Below are 19039 nucleotides of genomic sequence, written 5' to 3'. Positions count from 1 at the left end.
GCCGCTCAGTACATCACGATGCGGGCAGCGGTTCGGCGTTCCGGGCCTTGAGCAACAGCGTCATCTGGCCCACTTCGTCGCCCTGCTCGGTGATCATGGCGAGCGCGAGACGCTTGGTCGCGGGCGACGACTCGTCGGAGTTCTGGGCCGCCGTCGCCATCTCGATTCCGCCCTGATGGTGGCGGATCATCAACTGCAGGAACCACACCTCGGCCGCCGTGCCGCGGGCGTCGGACAGTTTCGCGAGGTCGTCGGTGCTCGCGTAGCCGGGCATGGGCGCGGTGTCGTCGTCGACCGTCGCCGACGAGCCGTGATCGGCGTGGGTGCTCGGATGCATCCACGACATCGGGTCGTCGGAGGTCAGGGGCTCGCCGAACCAGTCGAGCCAGCCGCGCATCGTCGCGGCCTCCGCGGTCTGGGTGGCGACGATCCGGTCGGCGAGGCCCCGCACGTCGTCGGCGACGTCGCGGGAGAGGGTCTGGGCCATCAGGATCGCCTGATCGTGGTGGACGCTCATGTCCTGCGCGAAGCCGACGTCGACGGGTCTCGGTTCGTGCGATCGAGCCTCGGCGCGCTGATTCTCCCAGGCGACGCCGCCGAACAGGCCCGCGATGACGAGCAGGACGGCGCCGCAGACCACGCACAGCGCGGTCATCACGCGTCGGGTCATCCGATGGTCGACTCCTGGTCGGCGGGTGGCGTGTAGATCGACGGACTCAACTGCAGGGCGTAGAAGCCGCCGTCGGCGCACGTCGTCCACACCTGGCTTCCGTGGAACTCCGGAGGCGAGAAGCACCAGTCGGTGGACATGTCGCCCCCGACGACCATGCCGGACCGAGGCCCGAGAGCATCGTTGAGCGTGACCTTCCCGTCGACGATCGCCATGCCGAGGCTGAGGAACTCGATGGCGGGGACGCCGATGATGGAGCCGAGGACGTGCGGAGAGTTGGGAAGGTCGGCGATCGTCGCGTTCTTCTGGGCGGGCGGGTTGAAGTAGCCGATCTCGGAGATCTTGTTCAGATTCCGGATGTCGAAGACGCGGATGCCGGACGACTCCCACGAGCAGGCGAGGGTCGTCGGATCCTTCGGCCGGTCGACGGCGCAGTAATGCGGGTTGGAGGAGAACAGGCTGCCGCCCATCGACGAGCGGAGGTTCGTGTCCAGGTTCTCCGGGAGATTCACCTCGAGCTTGATCTGTGCGACGTACTTCGGGCTGTTCACCTTCGTCACGTCGAACACCTTGACCCCGCCCGATCCGCCCTCGTCCGCGGTGATGATGTGCGGCCGTCCGCCGATGGTGACGGGAATGGAGTGCTGGTTGAGCTGGCCGTCGGGCCACAGGTAGGCGGCCAGGTGCCGTACCTGCGGGAATCGGGCGCGTCGTTGGACCGAACCGATGTCGAGGACGGTGATTCCCGCCATGTTCGACAGGTACATGCGGTTGCCGTCGGGGGAGATGCCGAAGCCGTGGCCGAGGAAGCTGTGCAGGCCCTGCCAGATCACGCGCGGCGACGCCGGGTTCGAGATGTCGATCGCCGAGAGGTGGCCGGGGAACACGCCCGACGCCCAATACGTCCGACCGTCCGGCGAGAACCCGCCCTCGTGCGAGGTGAACGGCAGCGGCGTCGTGGTGCCCGCGCCGTGGTTGAGCAGTCGCGGATGCTCGCAGTCGGAGATGTCGTAGACGGCGAAGTAGCCGCCGCCCCACAGGAGGGGCACCGCCGTCGCCGCGAGCAGCTTGCGTGCGCGGTTGACCTTCAACGTCTCCCAGGTGCCGCCGCGCATGGCGGGTGCGGTCAGCGAACCGACGACCTTCGGCTTCGACGGGTCGGCGACGTTCACGACCTGCACGCCCGGCTGGCTCATGATGTTGTTGCCGGGGAACAGGCTGCCCGTGTAACTGCAGTGGTCGTAGGTGGCGGAGACGATGCCGCCACCCGAACCTCGGACGTTGCCGACCTGCGTGATGTTGCAGCGGTAGCCGCGGCGCGAACGGCCGGAGTCGCGGTCCTCGGCGCTCACCAGACCCTGCATGCCCTTCTCGGGCAGGGACCCGGCCCCGCAGTCCGCGCGCGGCACGGCGACGTCGGAGATGTCGGGGAAGACGTGATTCCCGGCGCGGGCGTCGGGCGCGTGCACACCGGCCGCGAGGAGAGTCAGAACCACGGCGACGACTATCGGCGTCCACCGCCGTCCTCGGCCGCCGCGAGCATGTTCGATACGCATGGTCCCCACCCCGTCCGACAAGTCGTGAATGTGTCGGACGGTAACACCACGACCTGCGAATCGTGGTCTGTTCGGGGGAATCCGGGCGACCTTGAGTCCCGTTCGCTCACGGCGTACACGACGGGGAACATCGTGCCTGCGTGCGACGTTGTCAACCTCAGACCCCCATCGTGGGCCCCGGTACCCGCCGGGGGCCGGAGTAATGCAGGCACAGTCTCGCCCGACCACTACAGTGAAGGCAGGGCTGGTCGTATCTTCAGCCGCGGCTACGCGGCAACGACCGGGGCGCAAGCAATCGAGGGAGAACAATGTTCGAACGGTTCACCGACCGCGCACGCCGGGTTGTCGTCCTGGCGCAGGAAGAAGCGCGGATGCTCAACCACAACTACATCGGCACCGAGCACATCCTGCTCGGCCTCATCCACGAGGGCGAGGGCGTCGCGGCGAAGGCGTTGGAGTCGCTCGGCATCTCGTTGGAGGCCGTCCGCAGCCAGGTCGAGGAGATCATCGGCCAGGGCCAGCAGGCGCCGTCCGGGCACATCCCGTTCACTCCGCGCGCCAAGAAGGTCCTCGAGCTCAGCCTCCGCGAGGCGCTGCAGCTCGGCCACAACTACATCGGCACCGAGCACATCCTGCTCGGCCTGATCCGCGAGGGCGAGGGCGTCGCTGCCCAGGTCCTGGTGAAGCTGGGCGCCGACCTCAACCGCGTCCGCCAGCAGGTCATCCAGCTGCTCTCGGGCTACCAGGGCAAGGAGCCGGAGACGGCGGGCACCGGCGGTCGTTCCACCGACTCCGGCACCCCGTCGACGTCGCTGGTCCTCGACCAGTTCGGTCGCAACCTGACCACGGCGGCGTCCGAGGGCAAGCTCGACCCGGTGATCGGCCGTGAGAAGGAAGTCGAGCGGATCATGCAGGTCCTCTCGCGCCGCACCAAGAACAACCCGGTCCTCATCGGCGAGCCCGGCGTCGGCAAGACCGCCGTCGTCGAGGGCCTCGCGCAGGCCATCGTGGCGGGCAACGTCCCGGAGACGCTGAAGGACAAGCAGCTGTACACCCTCGACCTGGGTTCCCTGGTCGCGGGCAGCCGCTACCGCGGCGATTTCGAGGAACGCCTGAAGAAGGTCCTCAAGGAGATCAACACCCGCGGCGACATCATCCTGTTCATCGACGAGCTGCACCAGCTCGTGGGTGCAGGCGCCGCCGAGGGCGCGATCGACGCCGCGTCGATCCTGAAGCCGAAGCTGGCCCGCGGCGAACTGCAGACCATCGGAGCCACCACCCTCGACGAGTACCGCAAGTACATCGAGAAGGACGCCGCGCTGGAGCGCCGCTTCCAGCCGGTCCAGGTCGGCGAGCCGTCGGTGGAGCACACCATCGAGATCCTCAAGGGCCTGCGCGACCGCTACGAACAGCACCACAAGGTGTCCATCACCGATGGAGCCCTCGCAGCCGCCGCGTCGCTGGCCGACCGCTACATCAACGACCGCTTCCTGCCGGACAAGGCGATCGACCTCATCGACGAGGCGGGCGCGCGCATGCGCATCCGTCGGATGACCGCTCCGCCAGACCTGCGCGAGTTCGACGATCGCATCGCCGACGCGCGCAAGGAGAAGGAGTCGGCGATCGACGCGCAGGACTTCGAGAAGGCCGCCAGCCTCCGCGACAAGGAGAAGAAGCTGGTCGCCGAGCGTGCCGAACGCGAGAAGCAGTGGCGTGCGGGTGATCTCGACGTCGTCTCCGAGGTCGACGACGAGCAGATCGCCGAGGTCCTCGGAAACTGGACCGGCATCCCCGTCTTCAAGCTCACAGAGGAGGAGACCAAGCGTCTGCTCCGCATGGAGGACGAGCTGCACAAGCGGATCATCGGCCAGGAGGACGCGGTCAAGGCGGTCTCGAAGGCGATCCGTCGTACCCGTGCGGGTCTGAAGGATCCGAAGCGTCCGTCGGGCTCGTTCATCTTCGCCGGCCCGTCCGGCGTCGGTAAGACCGAGCTGTCGAAGGCCCTCGCGAACTTCCTGTTCGGCGAGGACGACGCCCTCATCCAGATCGACATGGGCGAGTTCCACGACCGGTTCACCGCGTCGCGCCTCTTCGGTGCGCCTCCCGGCTACGTCGGCTACGACGAGGGCGGGCAGCTCACCGAGAAGGTCCGTCGCAAGCCGTTCTCCGTCGTCCTGTTCGACGAGATCGAGAAGGCGCACCCGGAGATCTACAACACGCTGCTTCAGGTGTTGGAGGACGGCCGTCTCACCGACGGTCAGGGTCGCACGGTCGACTTCAAGAACACCGTCCTGATCTTCACGTCCAACCTGGGCACGTCCGACATCTCCAAGGCCGTCGGCATGGGCTTCAGCAAGGACGACGGTCGCGGATCGAACTACGACCGGATGAAGCAGAAGGTCAACGACGAGCTGAAGAAGCACTTCCGCCCCGAGTTCCTGAACCGCATCGACGACGTCATCGTGTTCCACCAGCTCAAGCAGGACGAGATCCTGCAGATGGTCGACCTGATGATCGGTCGCGTCGAGAAGCAGCTCAAGAACAAGGACATGGCGATCGAGCTGACCGAGAAGGCGAAGAACCTCCTCGCCAAGCGCGGTTTCGACCCGGTGCTCGGTGCGCGCCCGCTGCGTCGCACCATCCAGCGCGAGATCGAGGACCAGCTGTCCGAGAAGATCCTCTTCGAGGAGATCAAGGGCGGCCAGATCGTGCTCGTGGACGTCGAGGGCTGGGACGGCGAGGGCGACGGCGAAGACGCGCACTTCACCTTCACCGGTTCGGAGAAGCCGCGGAACATCCCCGATGACGCCGTGGAACTGACCAAGGCCGCGGGCGCGGGCGAAGAAGCCTCCTGACCTGCGCTCAGTGCACTACCGACGACGGTCGGCGGGTTCTCCCGCCGGCCGTCGTCGCGTCTGTGCCCGCGGTTCTCTCGTCGGCCGTCGTCGGCGGAGTTCCGCGGTCCGTCGAGCGCATGCCCCGGTTCGTCGAGCGCGACTCCCCGGCTCGTCGAGCGAATTTCCCCGGCTCGTCGAGCGCAGTCGAGACGTCTGCCGACCGAACCGGCATCAATTGAACAAATGACAAACCGGGTCGAGTCTCCTACTGTCGACGTACACGCCGACTACGACTATTCGGGAGCATTCATGACCTACGGTCCAACCAGCCAACCGCCTGCAGGGCAGGGGCCGCACCAGCCGGGTTGGTCACAACAGCCCGCGCCCCAGCCCGCGGCGTCGAACGTCCTGTCGAGGATCACGGCACCGGTCGTGGCTGCGGACAGGTTGTTCCAGGCCGGTATTGGCCTCGCAGTGGGTGCTGCCCTGCTCATCGTGTTCAGCTGCCTGAGTTGGGTCACGAGTAGCTCAGACGGCATGTCGGCGTCGATCTCCGGAATCGGAACCGTGTCGTTCGACGTGCCCGACGAGGCGAAAGGCCTGGTCGACTCCGCAGATTTGGAGAAGTACTTCAACGCGCCGGGCATCTGGACCATCGTGTTCGGTGTGCTCATCCTCGGCGTCGGGGTGATGCTGATCGTCCGGCGGTTCCAAGGCATCGCTGCGGCCGCCGGTGCGGTTGTGGGTGTCGTCGCGCTGATCACGGCACTCGTCTTCTTCGCTGATCCGGGCAATGCACTCGTCGACAGCAGCCTCGGCGACAGTTCGTTGACAGCCGATGAGAGTCGGGGCTACGGCCTGTGGCTCGTGCTGATCGGAGCCTTGCTTTCGGCGGCAGCCGGCGTCTACGCACTCGCCCTCGTGTTGATTCCCGAGAAGCTCGGGGCCGGCGGTGCACCGGCGGTCGGCGTTGCTCCGCAGCAGCCGGGCGGCTTCACTCCGGGCGCGGCAACCTACGGACAACCGCCCGTCCAGCCGCACCCCGGCCAGCAGCCCGGTCCTGCGCAGGGCGGGTTCGCTCAGCAGCCGTACCCCGCTCAGCAGCCGCACCCCGGCCAGCCGCAGCAGCCGTATCCCGGCCAGCAGCCCCACCCGGGTCAGCAGCCGCCGCAGGGCTTCGGGCCGCCGCGCTAGTCCACTTGTCCAGAGAAGGGCTCGACCGTCGTCGGTCGGGCCCTTTTCGCGTCTGTTGTCGGTGGCCCGGGCACTCGGGACTATCCAGTCGAATGACGCCGATATCCGTTCTGTTCCGAGGAACACTTAGACTCGTGCCATTCGGTCGACGTCGCGCCGAGATCACCAGGGGAGAAGTATGACTTACGGACAGCCCGCGGGCGCCTACCCGTACCAGCCGCCGCAGATGCCGATGGCGCAACCCGGTCGGGGACGCTTCGTCGTCGCGCCGTACGCGCTGCATCCGCGGAAGCTGTTCGTGGTCGGCATCGTGCTGGCCGTCGCGTCGCTCGTGCTCGTCGTCTTCAGCACGTTGTCGTGGGCCGTCGTCGAAGAAGACCTGCGCAGCACCGATGTGACGGTGTCGCAGTCGTTCTCGGGTCTGGGCGGCGTGTCGGTCGACGTGTCCGGCGACAGCGACGGTTCGATCTCGGCGAGCGACATCCGCAAGTCGGAGCGGAACTCGGAGAAGAAGACCGATGCGCCCGGTGCCTGGACCCTGACGTTCGGCGTCCTGCTCGGCGTCAGCGCGGTCACGCTCCTGATACGTCGGTATCAGGGGTTCGGAGCGGTGGCGGCAGCCCTTCTCGGCCTCGCGACGTTCATCACGGCGACCGTCTTCTTCGCCGATCCCGGCGAGGCCGTCGCGTCGCGGTGGATCGACGCCGCGGACTACACGGACGACATGAGTCGCGGGTACGGCATCTGGCTCGTCTTCTTCGCCGGTCTCGTCGTGCTGCTGGCCGGCGTCGCCGCGCTGGCGCTGGCGTTGTTCCCGGAGAAGTTCCGGCCCGAGCAGCCGCGTGCGAACGTGGGCTACGGTCAGCCGCAGTACCCGACCGCCGGAATGTACGCGCAGCCGCAATCGCAGGGCTGGCAGGTGCAGCCTCAGCAGCAGGGGTGGCAGCCGGTGGCGCAGCCCCAGCACCCGCAGTCTCAGTACCCGCAGCAACGGCCCGCCTCGGGCCAGTACGACCAGACGCAGCTCGGTCAGCGCCCGCCGCAGGGCTGGCAGTAGGGCGTCGGACATCACACGCTGAGTCACCTGGAGATTCGGCAACTTCACAGGTTCCCGTGGGAAACTTTCCGTCATGCCTTCGTCTCGAATCCCGCTGTCGCGCGTCATGGTCGTCGTTGTCGCGATGGCGCTGGTGGCGGGTCTCGGCGTCGCGATCGCGACCTCGCGAGAGGGGACGGACAACGGGTCGTCGACCACGCCGACGATGGCCGTCGCGCACCCCGTCGCACAACTGCCCAAGTACGTCGCGATGGGCAGTTCGTTCGCGTCGGGCCCCTCGTCCAACAAGCGTGGAGTGAGCAACTGCGGACGCAGTGACGACAACTACCCGAACCGCGTCGCCGAAGCCCTTCACATGCGGCTCACCGACGCCACCTGCGCGGGGTCGACGTCGTCGGAGATCCTCTCGCCGTCCAAGCGCTATCACAAGCCGGCGCAGATCAACAGCGTCACGCCCGACACGTCGCTGGTCACCATCACCACCGGCGGCAACGATGTCGGCTACATCGGACGACTCGCCGTGCAGAGCTGCATCAACCTGACCTACTCCGGTGTGTCGAGCCCGCACTGCAACGCCGCCCGACTGCCGTCGGCGGCTCCGGTGCCCGCGGACTTCGTCAAGGTCGAACACAACCTCGAGGAGATCGCCCGCGAAGTGCGCCGCCGTGCGCCGAAGGCGCGCGTGGTGTTCGTCGACTATCTGCCCGTCGTGTCGGTGGCCGACGTCGTCTGCCCGAATCTTCCGCTCGCGCCGTGGGAGGTGGTCGAGGCCAGCTTCGTCGCCGACACTCTCGCAGGCGCGACCGCCCAGGCCGCACGCGCGACCGGATCGACGTTGGTCCAGGCCTCGCAGGCCGGTAAGGCGCACACCGTGTGCTCGCCCGATCCGTGGCTCCAGGGCTTTCCTGGCAAGCCTCCGTACCACCCGACGACATCCGGCAAGGCCGGTGTCGCGGCGCTCGTCGTCAGCGCCCTGCGTCCCCGCTGATTCCGTCCCCGGCTCGTCGAGCGCGGCGTACGCTCGACGACCCGGAATAGGCGGCTCCGCTTCGACGTCTCGACTGCGCTCGACGATCGGGAACGGACCACGCCGCTCGACGAGACCGAGGCCGGACTCAGTCCTTCTTGAGGGCGGCGGTCTCGTCGTCGACCGGGATGTCGGTGACGGGGTCCTCGATCTCGTCGACCAGCGACGGTGCGCCCTCGGCCGCGGCTGCGGCGCGGTCGGCCTCCCGCTCTTCGCGGGTCTCCGCCAACTGACGGGCCGCCACGGCTCCGGCCGACCAGAGGAGCAAGACGCCGATCGCGGCGATCAAGGAGCCGATCGAGGTGTTCAGCCACATCCGCAGGATGACGCCGACGACGATCGCGCCGACAGCCACCGCGGCCGACGTGACGGGGGTCTGCTTGCGCCAGTCCTCCCGCTCGCGACCGGTGGTGATCAGGCTGACCGGGCTCCGGCGTAGCACCTCTGCGAGGAACACCGTCAAGATCAGCGTGATGACGTAGGTGATGACGATGTTGACGCCCATCGGGATGTCGGTCCACCGGCGTGAGGTCGACATGACCTCCGACAGCACGATCACGTGGCCGAGATAGATGGCGAACGAGCGGTCCGACCCCTTGCGGAGCACGGTGTCGGCCAGCGAGCCGGGCCGACGATGTGCCTGCCACGCCATGCCTCCGACGAACAGGATGCAGATCACGGACAGGAACAGGAACGCGTTGTGCAGCATGAAGACGTTCGTCGCGCGGAACATCTCCTCGGTGCCCGCGGCGCGGTCCGGCATCGCGACGGCGCCGTTGGCCTTGCCCTTGAAGTAGACGAGCGTGGCGATGATCGTCGCCGTGCCGAGGCCGACGATGTAGAAGCGGTACTTCTTCATGAAGCCCGTGAACGTCTCGAAGTGGAATGCGGCGATACAGCCCGCGAAGACGAAGAACTGGTACGGAATCAGCGTGATCGGCAGGTATCGCCACAACGTGCCGAGAGGCCCTTCGTCCGGCCCGCTGACGAACAGGTCGGTCTGGATGCCGAAGAACGACGTCGGGGCGCCGCGGACCATCTGGAACATGAACGCGGCCTGGATCTGTGCGCTGATCACGAGCATCAGTGCGTGATAGCCACGCGTGCGCTTGATGACCCACAGGAGTCCGGGGAAGATGACGTAGATCTGCATGCTCACCGACAGGAAGTACAGGTGATATGCGGCGTGGCCGGTGATCAGGTCGTAGGCGAAGCTCTTGAGTGCGAGCTTGATATGGGTGAACGAGTCGAAGATCTCGACGATGTTGTCGACTCCGCCGTTCTGGTAGTGGCGGTTGAGCCAGTAGAAGAGCGACCACACGACGAACGGAAGGCCGATCAGCTTGAACCGTCGTCGCCAGAACGTCGGAGCGTGCAGGTCGCGGTTGCGGTACTGGTAGGTGAGGACGAATCCGGTCAGCGCGAAGAAGCAGTAGCGGGTGTAACGGAGGATCAGGCCGACGCCCTGCGCGAATATCGCCGTGTACGGCGCCATGCCGAGGATGACGTGGTCGAGGATCACGCCCGCGAAGGTGACCAGTCGGACGAAGTCGATCTGGTAGAGGTGGCGGTCCTTCTTCGCAGGCTTCTGCTCGGGCGTACGTGTTTCGATTTCTGGCATGGTGCGTTGAAGTCCGTCTCGTCTGGCGTTGGCGTGCGCATGCGGCGCGGTCTGGCTCTTTCGGAACGTTACTAGGCGGTTCGGTGAACTTCAGCATCGAAGACCGCGGATGAGTGTCGGATGTCGCCGAACGCGCCGTTTCCTGTCGGGTTGCGAGAGCGCTAGACTCTGTGACAGGTGTTTCGCAAGAGACTGATGGGGTGAATGATGCGAAGGTCTGTGGTTCTGGGAGCGGCTGCGCTGTCGATGGTCGCGGCGACCTGCGCGGGAACGGGAGTCGCGTCGGCCGACCCCACGACGTCCCCTACTGCGCCCATGACGGCGCAGTTGCCGTCGCGCATCGTCGGCACGACGGCCGTGAGCCCGCGCGAGACCCTGTTCGAGGTCTACTCGGCGTCCATGGGCCGCGTCATCCCGCTCACCGTGCTCCATCCTGAGAAGTCATCGGCTCCGACCCCGGTGCTCTACCTGCTGAACGGTGCGGGCGGCGGCGAGGACGACGCGACATGGAAGGCGAAGACCGACTACAAGGCGTTCTTCGCCGACAAGAACGTCACCGTCGTGACTCCGAACAGCGGCGCGTTCTCGTACTACACCGACTGGCAGCGCGACGACCCGGTGCTCGGTCGCAACAAATGGCAGACGTTCTTGACGCGTGAACTCCCGCCGCTCGTCGACGAGGCGTTCTCGACGTCGGGGGCCAACGCCATCGCGGGCATCTCGATGGCAGGCACGTCGGTGTTCAACCTGGCGATCGCCGCACCCGAGCTGTACCGCTCGGTGGCCGCCTTCAGCGGCTGTGCGCGAACCAGTGATCCGCTCGGCCAGGCGTACATCCGCACCGTCGTCGGCGACCGCGGTCGTGGCGACATCACCAACATGTGGGGACCGCTCGGCGGGCAGGGATGGAAGGACAACGACCCCTACCTCCACGCCGACAAGCTCAAGGGCGTCAAGGTCTACATGACGACGGGCACCGGGCTGCCGGGTCGGTTCGACGTCCCCGGCGCGCGACTCATCGACGGCAACCCGGCGACGCTCATCGACCAGGTGCTGATGGGCGGAGCAATCGAAGCAGTCGTCGACAGCTGCACCCAGCAGATGCAGCAGGTGCTCGTCGCCGGCGGCGTCGACTCGACCCTCACCGTCCGGCCGACCGGAACCCACTCGTGGGAGTACTGGGAACGCGACCTGCACAACACCTGGCCGTCGATCGCGCGCGACCTGCAGGGCTGACGACTCGCGTCTCGACTGCGCTCGATCCAGGGTCTCGACCCTTCGGCTCGCAGGCTCGCTCAGGACGGCGCTGCGCTCGACGGGGCCGGGGGCTACTTGTCGAGAAGGAGGCGGACCGTGAGTCCCATGCGCGTGGTGACGTCGGTCGCCGACGCGCGGCGCGTGAGCCACTGGACGAGATTCGACATCCAGACGTCGGAGATCACGCGGGCGATCGCGAGGTCGTTCTCCGAGGCCGTGGCGTCCGGGTCCTTCGGGTCGAGCATCGCGCCCGCGAGGAGTCGGTCGATGATGCCCGCGACCCTGTCGACCTCGCTGGCCGCGGACGCGTCGGCGAACATGAACGCCCGCGTCATCGCCTCGGTGAGCAACGGATCGCGCTGCATCGCATAGGTGATCATGTCGAGCACGTGGCGCAGGCGTTCGATGGCGTTGTCGCCGGGCAGCTTGGTGCGGTCGACGCGGCTCTCCGAGCGCTCCAGCTCGCGAGCGAGTGCGGTGACGAGCAGGTGGACCTTCGACGGGAAGTAGCGGTACAGGGTGCCGACCGCCACATCGGCCTTCTCGGCCACGGTGCGCATCTGCACGGCGTCGTATCCGCCCTTCGACGCGAGGGCGAGGGTCGCGTCGAGGATCCGGCGACGACGTTCGCGCTGTGCGGCCGATCCGACTTCGGCTCCGGATGTGGGCGCCGGGGTGGGGGGCGGCGTCGGTGCGTCGACGTCGCTAGTGCTGGTCGCCGGGCCTGCCATGTGCGGTTTCCCCCTCGTTGCGGGCGGCCGCTGGTTGGCAGCGGCACTTGAATCGTGTACACCCTAGGTTTATTAGAACAGGTTCTAATTGCTTGAAACAACCGAAACGCAGAGGAAACTCCAGTGAGTATCGCCACGTCATCCGACCAACGAGTCGTCGCCGACAGTGTCGCCGACTGGGCCGCGGCCCGTTCCGTGGTCGACCTCGTCCGCGCCGACATCGACAGTGGCGGCGCGTCTTGGCGAGATTACCTCAGTCAGGTCGGCGACCTCGGCGTCTTCATGGCGGGCGTCGACGAGGAGTCGGGCGGAGCGGGCGGATCCGTTGAGGACGTCGCCGTGATGCTCGAGGCGTGCGGCGCGTCGCTGGTGCCGGGTCCGCTCGCCCAGACGGTCGCCGCGGCGTACGTGCTCGCGCGGCAGGGTTCGGCAGTCGCGGAAGCCCTCATGGCGGGAGATCGTCCCGCGGTCGTGCCCGCGTCGGCCCTCGCCGGCCGACCCGCGGTGGTCGTGGACGGGGCCGTCGACCTCGGACCCGTCCCGGCCTGGGTCGACGACGCGCTGGTGGTCGCACCGCTCGTCGTGGACGGCGAGGCCGGTTGGTACGCGGTCGAGGGGGCCGCCGACGCGACGCCGATGACCGGTCCGCTCGACGGCACCGCGATCCCGCACCGGGTACGACTGTCCGACGTGCGGGCGACCCGCATCGACGACGCCGACCGCCTGGTCGACCTGTTGGTGCTGGGTGTCGCGGCCTACCAGTCGGGGGTGGCCCGGCACGTGCTCGACGTCGCCGTCGACTACGCGAAGGTCCGGACCCAGTTCGGTGCGCCGATCGGGTCGTTCCAGGCGGTCAAGCAGATCTGCGCCGACATGCTGTGCCGCAGCGAGCAGTTGACGGCGGCCGCATGGGATCTCGCGTCGGCGGTCGACGACGGTGACGCCGCGCAGGCCCGGCTGAGTCGTCTCGCCGCGACCGTGCTGGTCGCCGACCTCGCGCCGGCGAACGCGAAGGACGCCGTCCAGATCCTCGGCGGCATCGGCTTCACGTTCGAGCACGACGCTCACCTCTACCTCCGGTCGGCGCTCGCCGCGCGCATGCTGCTCGGTCAGGGATCGACTGCCCGCGTCGAACTGGCGGGCCTCGGGCGCGGCGGCTCGCGGCGCGAGTTCACCCTCGACCTGGAGTCGGTGCAGGACCGCCGTCCGGCCATCGCGGCCGCCGCGGACGAGGTTGCCGCGGCGCCGGAGTCGGAGCGGCGGGCGGCGCTCGCACGCACCAAGCTCCTCGCCCCGCACTGGCCGGAGCCGTACGGTCTGGGCGCCGATCCCGCGTTGCAGCTGTTGATCGACGCCGAACTCGACCGCGTGGGCGTCACGCGTCCGGATCTGGTCATCGCCGGATGGGCGCTGCCGACGATCCTGGAGCACGGCACCGACGAGCAGCGCGAGAAGTTCGTCGCGCCGACCCTGGCGGGCGACATCCGCTGGTGCCAGCTGTTCAGCGAGCCCGAGGCGGGATCGGACCTCGCCTCGCTGCGCACCAAGGCCGAGCGCGTCGACGGCGGATGGCGCCTCACCGGTCAGAAGATCTGGACGTCCGAGGCGCACATGTCCCAGTGGGCCGTCTGCCTGGCCCGGACCGATCCGAGCGTGCCCAAGCACAAGGGCATCACGTACTTCCTCGTCGACATGGCGGCCGAGGGCATCGACATCCGCCCGCTGCGCGAGTTGACCGGCCGAGCGATGTTCAACGAGGTGTTCCTCGACGACGTTTTCGTGCCCGATGAGATGGTCGTCGGACCGGTCGACGGCGGTTGGCGACTGGCCCGCACGACGCTCGCGAACGAACGAGTGGCGATGGGCGGCTCGGGCCTCGGCAAGGAGGTGGACGCCCTGCTCAAGCAGATCGACGGCGTCGAACTGGGTCTCGAACAGTCGCGTGAGCTGGGACGGATCATCGCCGACGCGCATATCGGCCGGGTGCTCGACGCCCGATCCGTCGTGCAGCGACTGTCCGGCACCGACCCGGGTGCGACGTCGAGCGTCCGCAAGCTGATCGGCGTGGTGCACCGGCAGTCGGTCCCGGAGTTCGCGACCGACCTGCTCGGTGTCGAGGGGCTGTCGAGCTCGTCGGCGACGGAACTTCTGCTGCTCAACCGGTGTCTGTCGATCGCGGGCGGCACCACGCAGATCCTCAAGAACGCGGCGGCCGAGCGGATCCTCGGTCTCCCTCGCGGCTGACCAAGCAAATGCTTGGTAGCAGACGGTGACGTCTGCTACAAATAGAACAAGTTCTAATTTCACTTCAGGAGGTGCCGGGTGGACTTCACCCTGGACCCCGCGGCCGCAGCCGTGGCCGACGTCGCCGACGACGTCGTCAAGCGCCTGCAGCCGGACTGGGAGACAAAATTCGTCGGGGACGGCTTCGACGCCGCTGCCTGGCAGTCGTTCGTCGACGCGGGTGTCACCGCGATGCCGCTGACCGAGGAGGACGGCGGCGACGATCTCGACATCGACGCGCTCCGACCGCTGGTCCGGCGAGCCGGACGCGATGCGGTCGTCACACCGCTGATCGGTTCGCTCGCGGCGGGTCTGGTCGGCGCGTCGACCGACGCGGCGGGGCGGTTCGCCGCAGCCGTGGGCGAGCCGGGCCGTGCGCTCGGCGAGCCGCTGGACGTCACGCTCGTCGACGGGGTCTTGACCGGCGTCAAGACCGGCGTGCTGCACGCGGACGGTGCGACCCTTGTCGTCGCGGCCGACGGCGGCATCGCGGTGATCGGCTCGGACGCCGACGGAGTGAGCGTTCTCCGCACCACCGCGTCGTCCGGCTGGGGCGAGTACACCGTGCGGTTCGACGCTGCGCGGGCCGACAGCGTGGTCGCCGACGACCCGCAACCGCTCGTCGACGCATACCGCGCGCTGCTCACCGCGTACGCGGACGGCCTGCTCGCGGGTGCCATCGCACGCACCGCCGAGCACGTGAGCACCCGTCACCAGTTCGGCAAGCCGATCGCCACGTTCCAGGCCGTCGGACAGCAGCTCGCCGACGTCTACGTGATCTCGGCGACCCTCGAACTCGTGAGCACCGCCGCCGCGTGGGAACTGGCCCAGGGGCGCGACGCGCAGGCCGACCTCGCGACCGCGATGTTCCACATCGCCTCCGAGATCCCCGCCACGATGCGCACCATGACGCACCTGCACGGCGGCATCGGCGTCGACGTGACCTATCCGCTGCACCGCTACTTCTCCATCGCCAAGGACCTCGGCCGCCTCGTGGGCGGCGCGGATCGCACCCTGGCCGTGCTCGCCGATCAGACCGTGGAGGCGCCATGTTCATAGCGTTCACCGACGCCCAGCTCGCTCTCCGCGACGAGCTGCGGACATACTTCTCCACCCTGATCTCGGACGACGACGCCCGCACCATGCGTGTCGAGCGCCACGGGCCGACCTACCGCAAGGTGATCAAGCAGATGGGCGCCGACGGCTGGCTCGGCGTCGGCTGGCCCGCCGAGTTCGGCGGCAAGGGTTTCGGCGAGATCGAACAGCAGATCTTCACCAACGAGGCCGTCCGCGCAGACGTCCCGCTCCCGTCGGTGACGCTGCAGACCGTCGGACCGACGCTCCAGAAGTACGGCACGCAGGAGCAGAAAGACATGTTCCTGCCGCGCATCCTGGCGGGCGACGTGCATTTCGCGATCGGCTACACCGAGCCGGATTCGGGCACCGACCTCGCATCGCTGACGACGAAGGCCGTGCTCGACGAGGCCGGTGAGAACTACGTCGTCAACGGTCAGAAGATCTTCACCACCGGCGGTCACGACGCGGACTACATCTGGCTCGCGTGCCGCACCGACCAGGACGCGCCCAAACACAAGGGCATCTCGATCCTGATCCTGGACACGCGCGATCCCGGTTTCACGTGGACCCCGATCATCACCGCGGACGGCGCGCACCATGTGAACGCCACGTACTACAGCGACGTGAAGGTCCCGGTGTCGATGCGGGTCGGCGAGGAGGGCGACGGCTGGAAGCTGATCACCACCCAGCTCAACCACGAGCGCGTGATGCTCGGACCGTCGGGCCGCATCGGCGGCGTCGCCGACAAGATCCGCGACTGGGCGCAGACCGCGCAGGTCGACGGCGGGCCGGTGATCGCCCGGGACGACGTCCGTCGCGCCCTCGCGACGATCGGAGCGTACGAGCGCCTCAACGAGCTGTTGAACTGGCAGGTCGCGTCGAGCGGCGAGATCTCGATGGCGTCGGCGGCCGCGACGAAGGTGTTCTCCACCGAACGGATCCAGACGATTCATCGGATGGCCGACGAGATCGTCGGCCGCTACGGAGACTTCACCGACCCGGGCACCGCGGACCTCGCGGACTGGCTCGACATGATGGCGAAGCGCAACGCGGTGATCACGTTCGGCGGCGGCGTCAACGAGGTCATGCGCGACATGATCGGCACCGCCGGTCTGGGACTCCCACGGGTGAAGCGATGACGATGACGCACGACGAGATCCGCGCCGCGGCCGACGCGATCAAGGCGAAGGGCGCCAGCGCGCCCAAGCGGGGCCGCGACCCGATCAACCGCCCGATGATCCACAACTGGGTCGAGGCGATGGGCGATGCCAACCCGATCTACGTCGACGACGAGGCCGCGCGCGCGGCCGGTCACGACGGGATCGTCGCGCCGCCCGCGATGGCGCAGGTGTGGACCATGCGCGGTCTGCACGGCGTCCGCGCCGACGACGATCCGCTCGGCCTGGCGACGGAACTGTTCGACGAGGCGGGCTACACGTCGGTGGTCGCGACCAACTGCGACACCGTCTACCACCGCTACACCTCGCCCGGTGAGGAGGTGACGATCTCCTCCGAGCTCGTCGATGTGGTTGGCCCCAAGAACACCGCGCTCGGCGAGGGCTGGTTCTTCACCACGAAGAACAACTGGTCGGTGGGTGACGAACTCGTCGCTGAGATGCATTTCCGGATCCTCAAATTCCGGCCCGCGGCGAAGGCAGAGCCGGTCAGCGCCACGCCCGACTTGGACCCGGCCAAGCTCATCAAGCCGTCCAAGTCTCGCGACACCGCGTTCTTCTGGGACGGTGTGGCGGCCCATGAGCTGCGCATCCAGCGACTCGACGACGGGTCGCTGCGCCATCCGCCGATCCCGGCCACGTGGAAGCCGCGCGGTGACGACGGTGAGTTCGGCGCCACCGACTACGTCGTGTCCTCGGGCCGCGGAACCGTGTACAGCCACGTGATCCATCACGCGCCGAAGGTGCCGGGCCGCTCGCTGCCGTTCGCGGTGGCGCTGGTCGAACTCGAGGAGGGCGTCCGCATGCTCGGCGAACTCCGCGGAATCGATCCGGCAGACGTCCGCATCGGGCTCGACGTCGAGGTCACGTTCCTGGACTTCCCCGCGGACGGAGACGCCGACGCGTGGACCCTGTACGCCTTCACTCCGGCAGGAGCATCCAAGTGACCACGATCGCCGTCGGCGCCACGCTGCCGCCGCTGACCATCGACGCGACTCCGACGTTCGTGGTGGCGACGGCCCTCGCGACCCGCGACTTTCAGGACGTGCACCACGACCGGGACCTCGCGCATCAGAAGGGCTCGAAGGACATCTTCGTCAACATCCTCACCGACACGGGGCTGGTGGAGCGGTTCGTCACCGACTGGGCCGGACCATCGGCTCGGATCGGATCGATCAACCTGAAGCTCGGCGTGCCCTGGTACGCCTACGACTCGCTGACGTTCACCGGCGAGGTGACCGAGGTGGACGGCGACCGTGTCTCGGTCGCCGTCACCGGCACCAACTCGCTCGGCAAGCACGTCATCTCGACCGTCGTCTTCACCGCTCAGGAGGCGTGATGAGCAGGACCCTCTCCGGCAAGGCGTCCATCGCGGGCATCGGCGCGACCGACTTCTCCAAGAACTCGGGCCGAAGCGAACTGCGGCTCGCGGCCGAGGCGATCAACGCCGCACTCGCCGACGCCGGCCTCACGCCGAACGACGTCGACGGTCTCGTCACGTTCACGATGGACACGAACACCGAGATCGCCGTCGCCCGCGCCGTCGGCATCCCCGAGCTCACGTACTTCTCGCGCATTCACTACGGCGGCGGCGCTGCGTGCTCCACGGTGCAGCAGGCGGCGATGGCCGTGGCGACCGGCGTGTGCGACGTCGCGGTGGCCTACCGCGCGTTCAACGAACGCTCGGGCAACCGGTTCGGCCAGGTGAGCGCGGCCGTCGCGAATCAGGAGAACTCGTCGGGCACCGACAATGCCTTCTCGTACCCGCACGGCCTGTCGACGCCCGCGGCGTTCGTCGCGATGACGGCCCAGCGGTACATGCACGAGTACGGGGCGACGAGCGAGGACTTCGGCCGCGTCGCCGTCGTCGACCGCAAGCACGCCGCGGTGAACCCGAACGCGTTCTTCCACGGCAAGCCGATCACCCTGGAGGACCACCAGAACTCGCGGTACATCGCCGAACCCCTGCACCTGCTCGACTGCTGCCAGGAGTCGGACGGCGGTGTCGCGATCGTCGTCGTCTCCCCGGAGCGCGCGAAGGACCTCAAGCAGAAGCCGGTCTCGATCGCGGGAGCCGCATCGGGCAGCGGACGCGATCAGTTCATCATGACCAGCTACTACCGGGACAGTCTCCCCGCGCTGGAAGAGATGGGCCTCGTGGGTCGACAGCTGTGGGAGCAATCGGGTCTGCGGCCGACCGACATGGACATGGCGGTCCTGTACGACCACTTCACGCCGTACGCCCTCATCCAGCTCGAAGAGCTCGGCTTCTGCGGACGCGGCGAGGCGAAGGACTTCGTCCGCGAGCCGGGAGCGCTCGAAGTGGGCGGCAGGCTCCCGCTCAACACGCACGGCGGTCAACTCGGCGAGGCCTACATCCACGGCATGAACGGGATCGCCGAAGCCGTCCGCCAATTGCGCGGCGACTCCGTCAACCAGGTCGACGGCGCATCGCAGGTGCTCGTCACCGCGGGCACCGGCGTTCCGACGTCCGGTCTCGTCCTGACCGCCTGATCCCTCCCTCACACGACCCCGATCTCACCAAGGAGACCAC

15 protein-coding genes are annotated in these 19039 nt (G+C 67.8%); 11 read left to right on the top strand and 4 right to left on the bottom strand.

Annotation, left to right across the window (positions count from 1 at the left end):
- Positions 1–13 precede the first annotated feature (13 nt).
- Both GYB83_RS08395 and GYB83_RS08390 read right to left on the bottom strand, forming a co-directional pair.
- Positions 14–670, bottom strand: coding sequence for a DUF305 domain-containing protein (locus GYB83_RS08395; RefSeq protein ID WP_161895057.1), 657 nt, complete (start codon positions 668–670; stop codon positions 14–16).
- Positions 667–2226 (bottom strand): LVIVD repeat-containing protein, encoded by a 1560-nt coding sequence (locus GYB83_RS08390; protein ID WP_161895056.1) that lies wholly within the window; start codon positions 2224–2226, stop codon positions 667–669. The genes GYB83_RS08395 and GYB83_RS08390 overlap by 4 nt, the downstream gene beginning before the upstream one ends.
- A gap of 308 nt (positions 2227–2534) precedes the next feature.
- Here GYB83_RS08390 and GYB83_RS08385 point away from each other — a divergent pair, with 308 nt between their 5' ends.
- The 4 genes from GYB83_RS08385 to GYB83_RS08370 all read left to right on the top strand — a co-directional run bounded on the left by GYB83_RS08385 (position 2535) and on the right by GYB83_RS08370 (position 8302).
- Complete coding sequence (locus tag GYB83_RS08385) at positions 2535–5081, top strand: ATP-dependent Clp protease ATP-binding subunit (RefSeq protein WP_161895055.1); 2547 nt, start codon at positions 2535–2537, stop codon at positions 5079–5081.
- Between the two features lie 291 nt (positions 5082–5372).
- Complete coding sequence (locus tag GYB83_RS08380; RefSeq protein WP_161895054.1) at positions 5373–6257, top strand: hypothetical protein; 885 nt, start codon at positions 5373–5375, stop codon at positions 6255–6257.
- Positions 6258–6435: 178 nt separating this feature from the next.
- Positions 6436–7314 (top strand): hypothetical protein, encoded by an 879-nt coding sequence (locus GYB83_RS08375; RefSeq protein WP_161895053.1) that lies wholly within the window; start codon positions 6436–6438, stop codon positions 7312–7314.
- A 73-nt stretch (positions 7315–7387) separates the two neighbouring features.
- Positions 7388–8302 carry an SGNH/GDSL hydrolase family protein gene (locus tag GYB83_RS08370; protein ID WP_228461312.1) on the top strand — a complete coding sequence of 305 codons (915 nt, stop codon included), beginning with the start codon at positions 7388–7390 and terminating at the stop codon, positions 8300–8302.
- 127 nt (positions 8303–8429) lie between these two features.
- Here the strand turns inward: GYB83_RS08370 and GYB83_RS08365 are convergent, their stop codons facing one another.
- On the bottom strand, positions 8430–9962 hold the full coding sequence (locus GYB83_RS08365) for an acyltransferase (RefSeq protein WP_161895052.1): 1533 nt from the start codon (positions 9960–9962) through the stop codon (positions 8430–8432).
- Positions 9963–10166: 204 nt separating this feature from the next.
- Between GYB83_RS08365 and GYB83_RS08360 the strand changes: the two genes are divergently transcribed.
- The gene (locus GYB83_RS08360) at positions 10167–11198 is read left to right on the top strand and encodes an alpha/beta hydrolase (RefSeq protein WP_161895051.1); all 1032 of its coding nucleotides are present in this window, start codon (positions 10167–10169) and stop codon (positions 11196–11198) included.
- Between the two features lie 92 nt (positions 11199–11290).
- On the opposite strand, the gene kstR is transcribed toward GYB83_RS08360, so the two are convergent.
- On the bottom strand, positions 11291–11950 hold the full coding sequence (kstR, locus tag GYB83_RS08355) for a cholesterol catabolism transcriptional regulator KstR (RefSeq protein WP_161895050.1): 660 nt from the start codon (positions 11948–11950) through the stop codon (positions 11291–11293).
- A 123-nt stretch (positions 11951–12073) separates the two neighbouring features.
- Here kstR and GYB83_RS08350 point away from each other — a divergent pair, with 123 nt between their 5' ends.
- The 6 genes from GYB83_RS08350 to GYB83_RS08325 all read left to right on the top strand — a co-directional run bounded on the left by GYB83_RS08350 (position 12074) and on the right by GYB83_RS08325 (position 18999).
- Positions 12074–14194: an acyl-CoA dehydrogenase family protein gene (locus GYB83_RS08350; RefSeq protein ID WP_161895049.1), complete on the top strand. Its 2121-nt coding sequence runs from the start codon at positions 12074–12076 to the stop codon at positions 14192–14194.
- 78 nt (positions 14195–14272) lie between these two features.
- The gene (locus tag GYB83_RS08345; protein ID WP_161895048.1) at positions 14273–15292 is read left to right on the top strand and encodes an acyl-CoA dehydrogenase family protein; all 1020 of its coding nucleotides are present in this window, start codon (positions 14273–14275) and stop codon (positions 15290–15292) included.
- Positions 15283–16449: an acyl-CoA dehydrogenase family protein gene (locus GYB83_RS08340; protein ID WP_161895047.1), complete on the top strand. Its 1167-nt coding sequence runs from the start codon at positions 15283–15285 to the stop codon at positions 16447–16449. The genes GYB83_RS08345 and GYB83_RS08340 overlap by 10 nt, the downstream gene beginning before the upstream one ends.
- Complete coding sequence (locus GYB83_RS08335) at positions 16446–17432, top strand: bifunctional MaoC family dehydratase N-terminal/OB-fold nucleic acid binding domain-containing protein (protein ID WP_161895046.1); 987 nt, start codon at positions 16446–16448, stop codon at positions 17430–17432. Before GYB83_RS08340 ends, GYB83_RS08335 begins: the two co-directional genes overlap by 4 nt.
- Positions 17429–17824: a MaoC family dehydratase gene (locus GYB83_RS08330; RefSeq protein ID WP_161895045.1), complete on the top strand. Its 396-nt coding sequence runs from the start codon at positions 17429–17431 to the stop codon at positions 17822–17824. The genes GYB83_RS08335 and GYB83_RS08330 overlap by 4 nt, the downstream gene beginning before the upstream one ends.
- Entirely contained in the window at positions 17824–18999 is a 1176-nt protein-coding gene (locus tag GYB83_RS08325) for a lipid-transfer protein (protein WP_161895044.1), read from the top strand. The genes GYB83_RS08330 and GYB83_RS08325 overlap by 1 nt, the downstream gene beginning before the upstream one ends.
- Positions 19000–19039 lie beyond the last annotated feature (40 nt).

This window comes from Gordonia spumicola, from assembly GCF_009932475.1.
Taxonomy (GTDB): domain Bacteria; phylum Actinomycetota; class Actinomycetes; order Mycobacteriales; family Mycobacteriaceae; genus Gordonia; species Gordonia spumicola.
Note: the sequence above shows the minus strand (reverse complement) of the source record. Positions and strands in the feature narration are given on the sequence as shown.

Bases quoted from the DNA above. Each gene is read 5' to 3' on its own strand.
- GYB83_RS08340 (WP_161895047.1), top strand. From the start codon at position 15,283: ATGTTCATAGCGTTCACCGACGCCCAGCTCGCTCTCCGCGACGAGCTG.
- GYB83_RS08390 (WP_161895056.1), bottom strand. From the start codon at position 2,226: ATGCGTATCGAACATGCTCGCGGCGGCCGAGGACGGCGGTGGACGCCG.
- GYB83_RS08360 (WP_161895051.1), top strand. From the start codon at position 10,167: ATGATGCGAAGGTCTGTGGTTCTGGGAGCGGCTGCGCTGTCGATGGTC.
- GYB83_RS08365 (WP_161895052.1), bottom strand. From the start codon at position 9,962: ATGCCAGAAATCGAAACACGTACGCCCGAGCAGAAGCCTGCGAAGAAG.
- GYB83_RS08325 (WP_161895044.1), top strand. From the start codon at position 17,824: ATGAGCAGGACCCTCTCCGGCAAGGCGTCCATCGCGGGCATCGGCGCG.
- kstR (WP_161895050.1), bottom strand. From the start codon at position 11,950: ATGGCAGGCCCGGCGACCAGCACTAGCGACGTCGACGCACCGACGCCG.
- GYB83_RS08395 (WP_161895057.1), bottom strand. From the start codon at position 670: ATGACCCGACGCGTGATGACCGCGCTGTGCGTGGTCTGCGGCGCCGTC.
- GYB83_RS08370 (WP_228461312.1), top strand. From the start codon at position 7,388: ATGCCTTCGTCTCGAATCCCGCTGTCGCGCGTCATGGTCGTCGTTGTC.
- GYB83_RS08380 (WP_161895054.1), top strand. From the start codon at position 5,373: ATGACCTACGGTCCAACCAGCCAACCGCCTGCAGGGCAGGGGCCGCAC.
- GYB83_RS08335 (WP_161895046.1), top strand. From the start codon at position 16,446: ATGACGATGACGCACGACGAGATCCGCGCCGCGGCCGACGCGATCAAG.
- GYB83_RS08375 (WP_161895053.1), top strand. From the start codon at position 6,436: ATGACTTACGGACAGCCCGCGGGCGCCTACCCGTACCAGCCGCCGCAG.
- GYB83_RS08385 (WP_161895055.1), top strand. From the start codon at position 2,535: ATGTTCGAACGGTTCACCGACCGCGCACGCCGGGTTGTCGTCCTGGCG.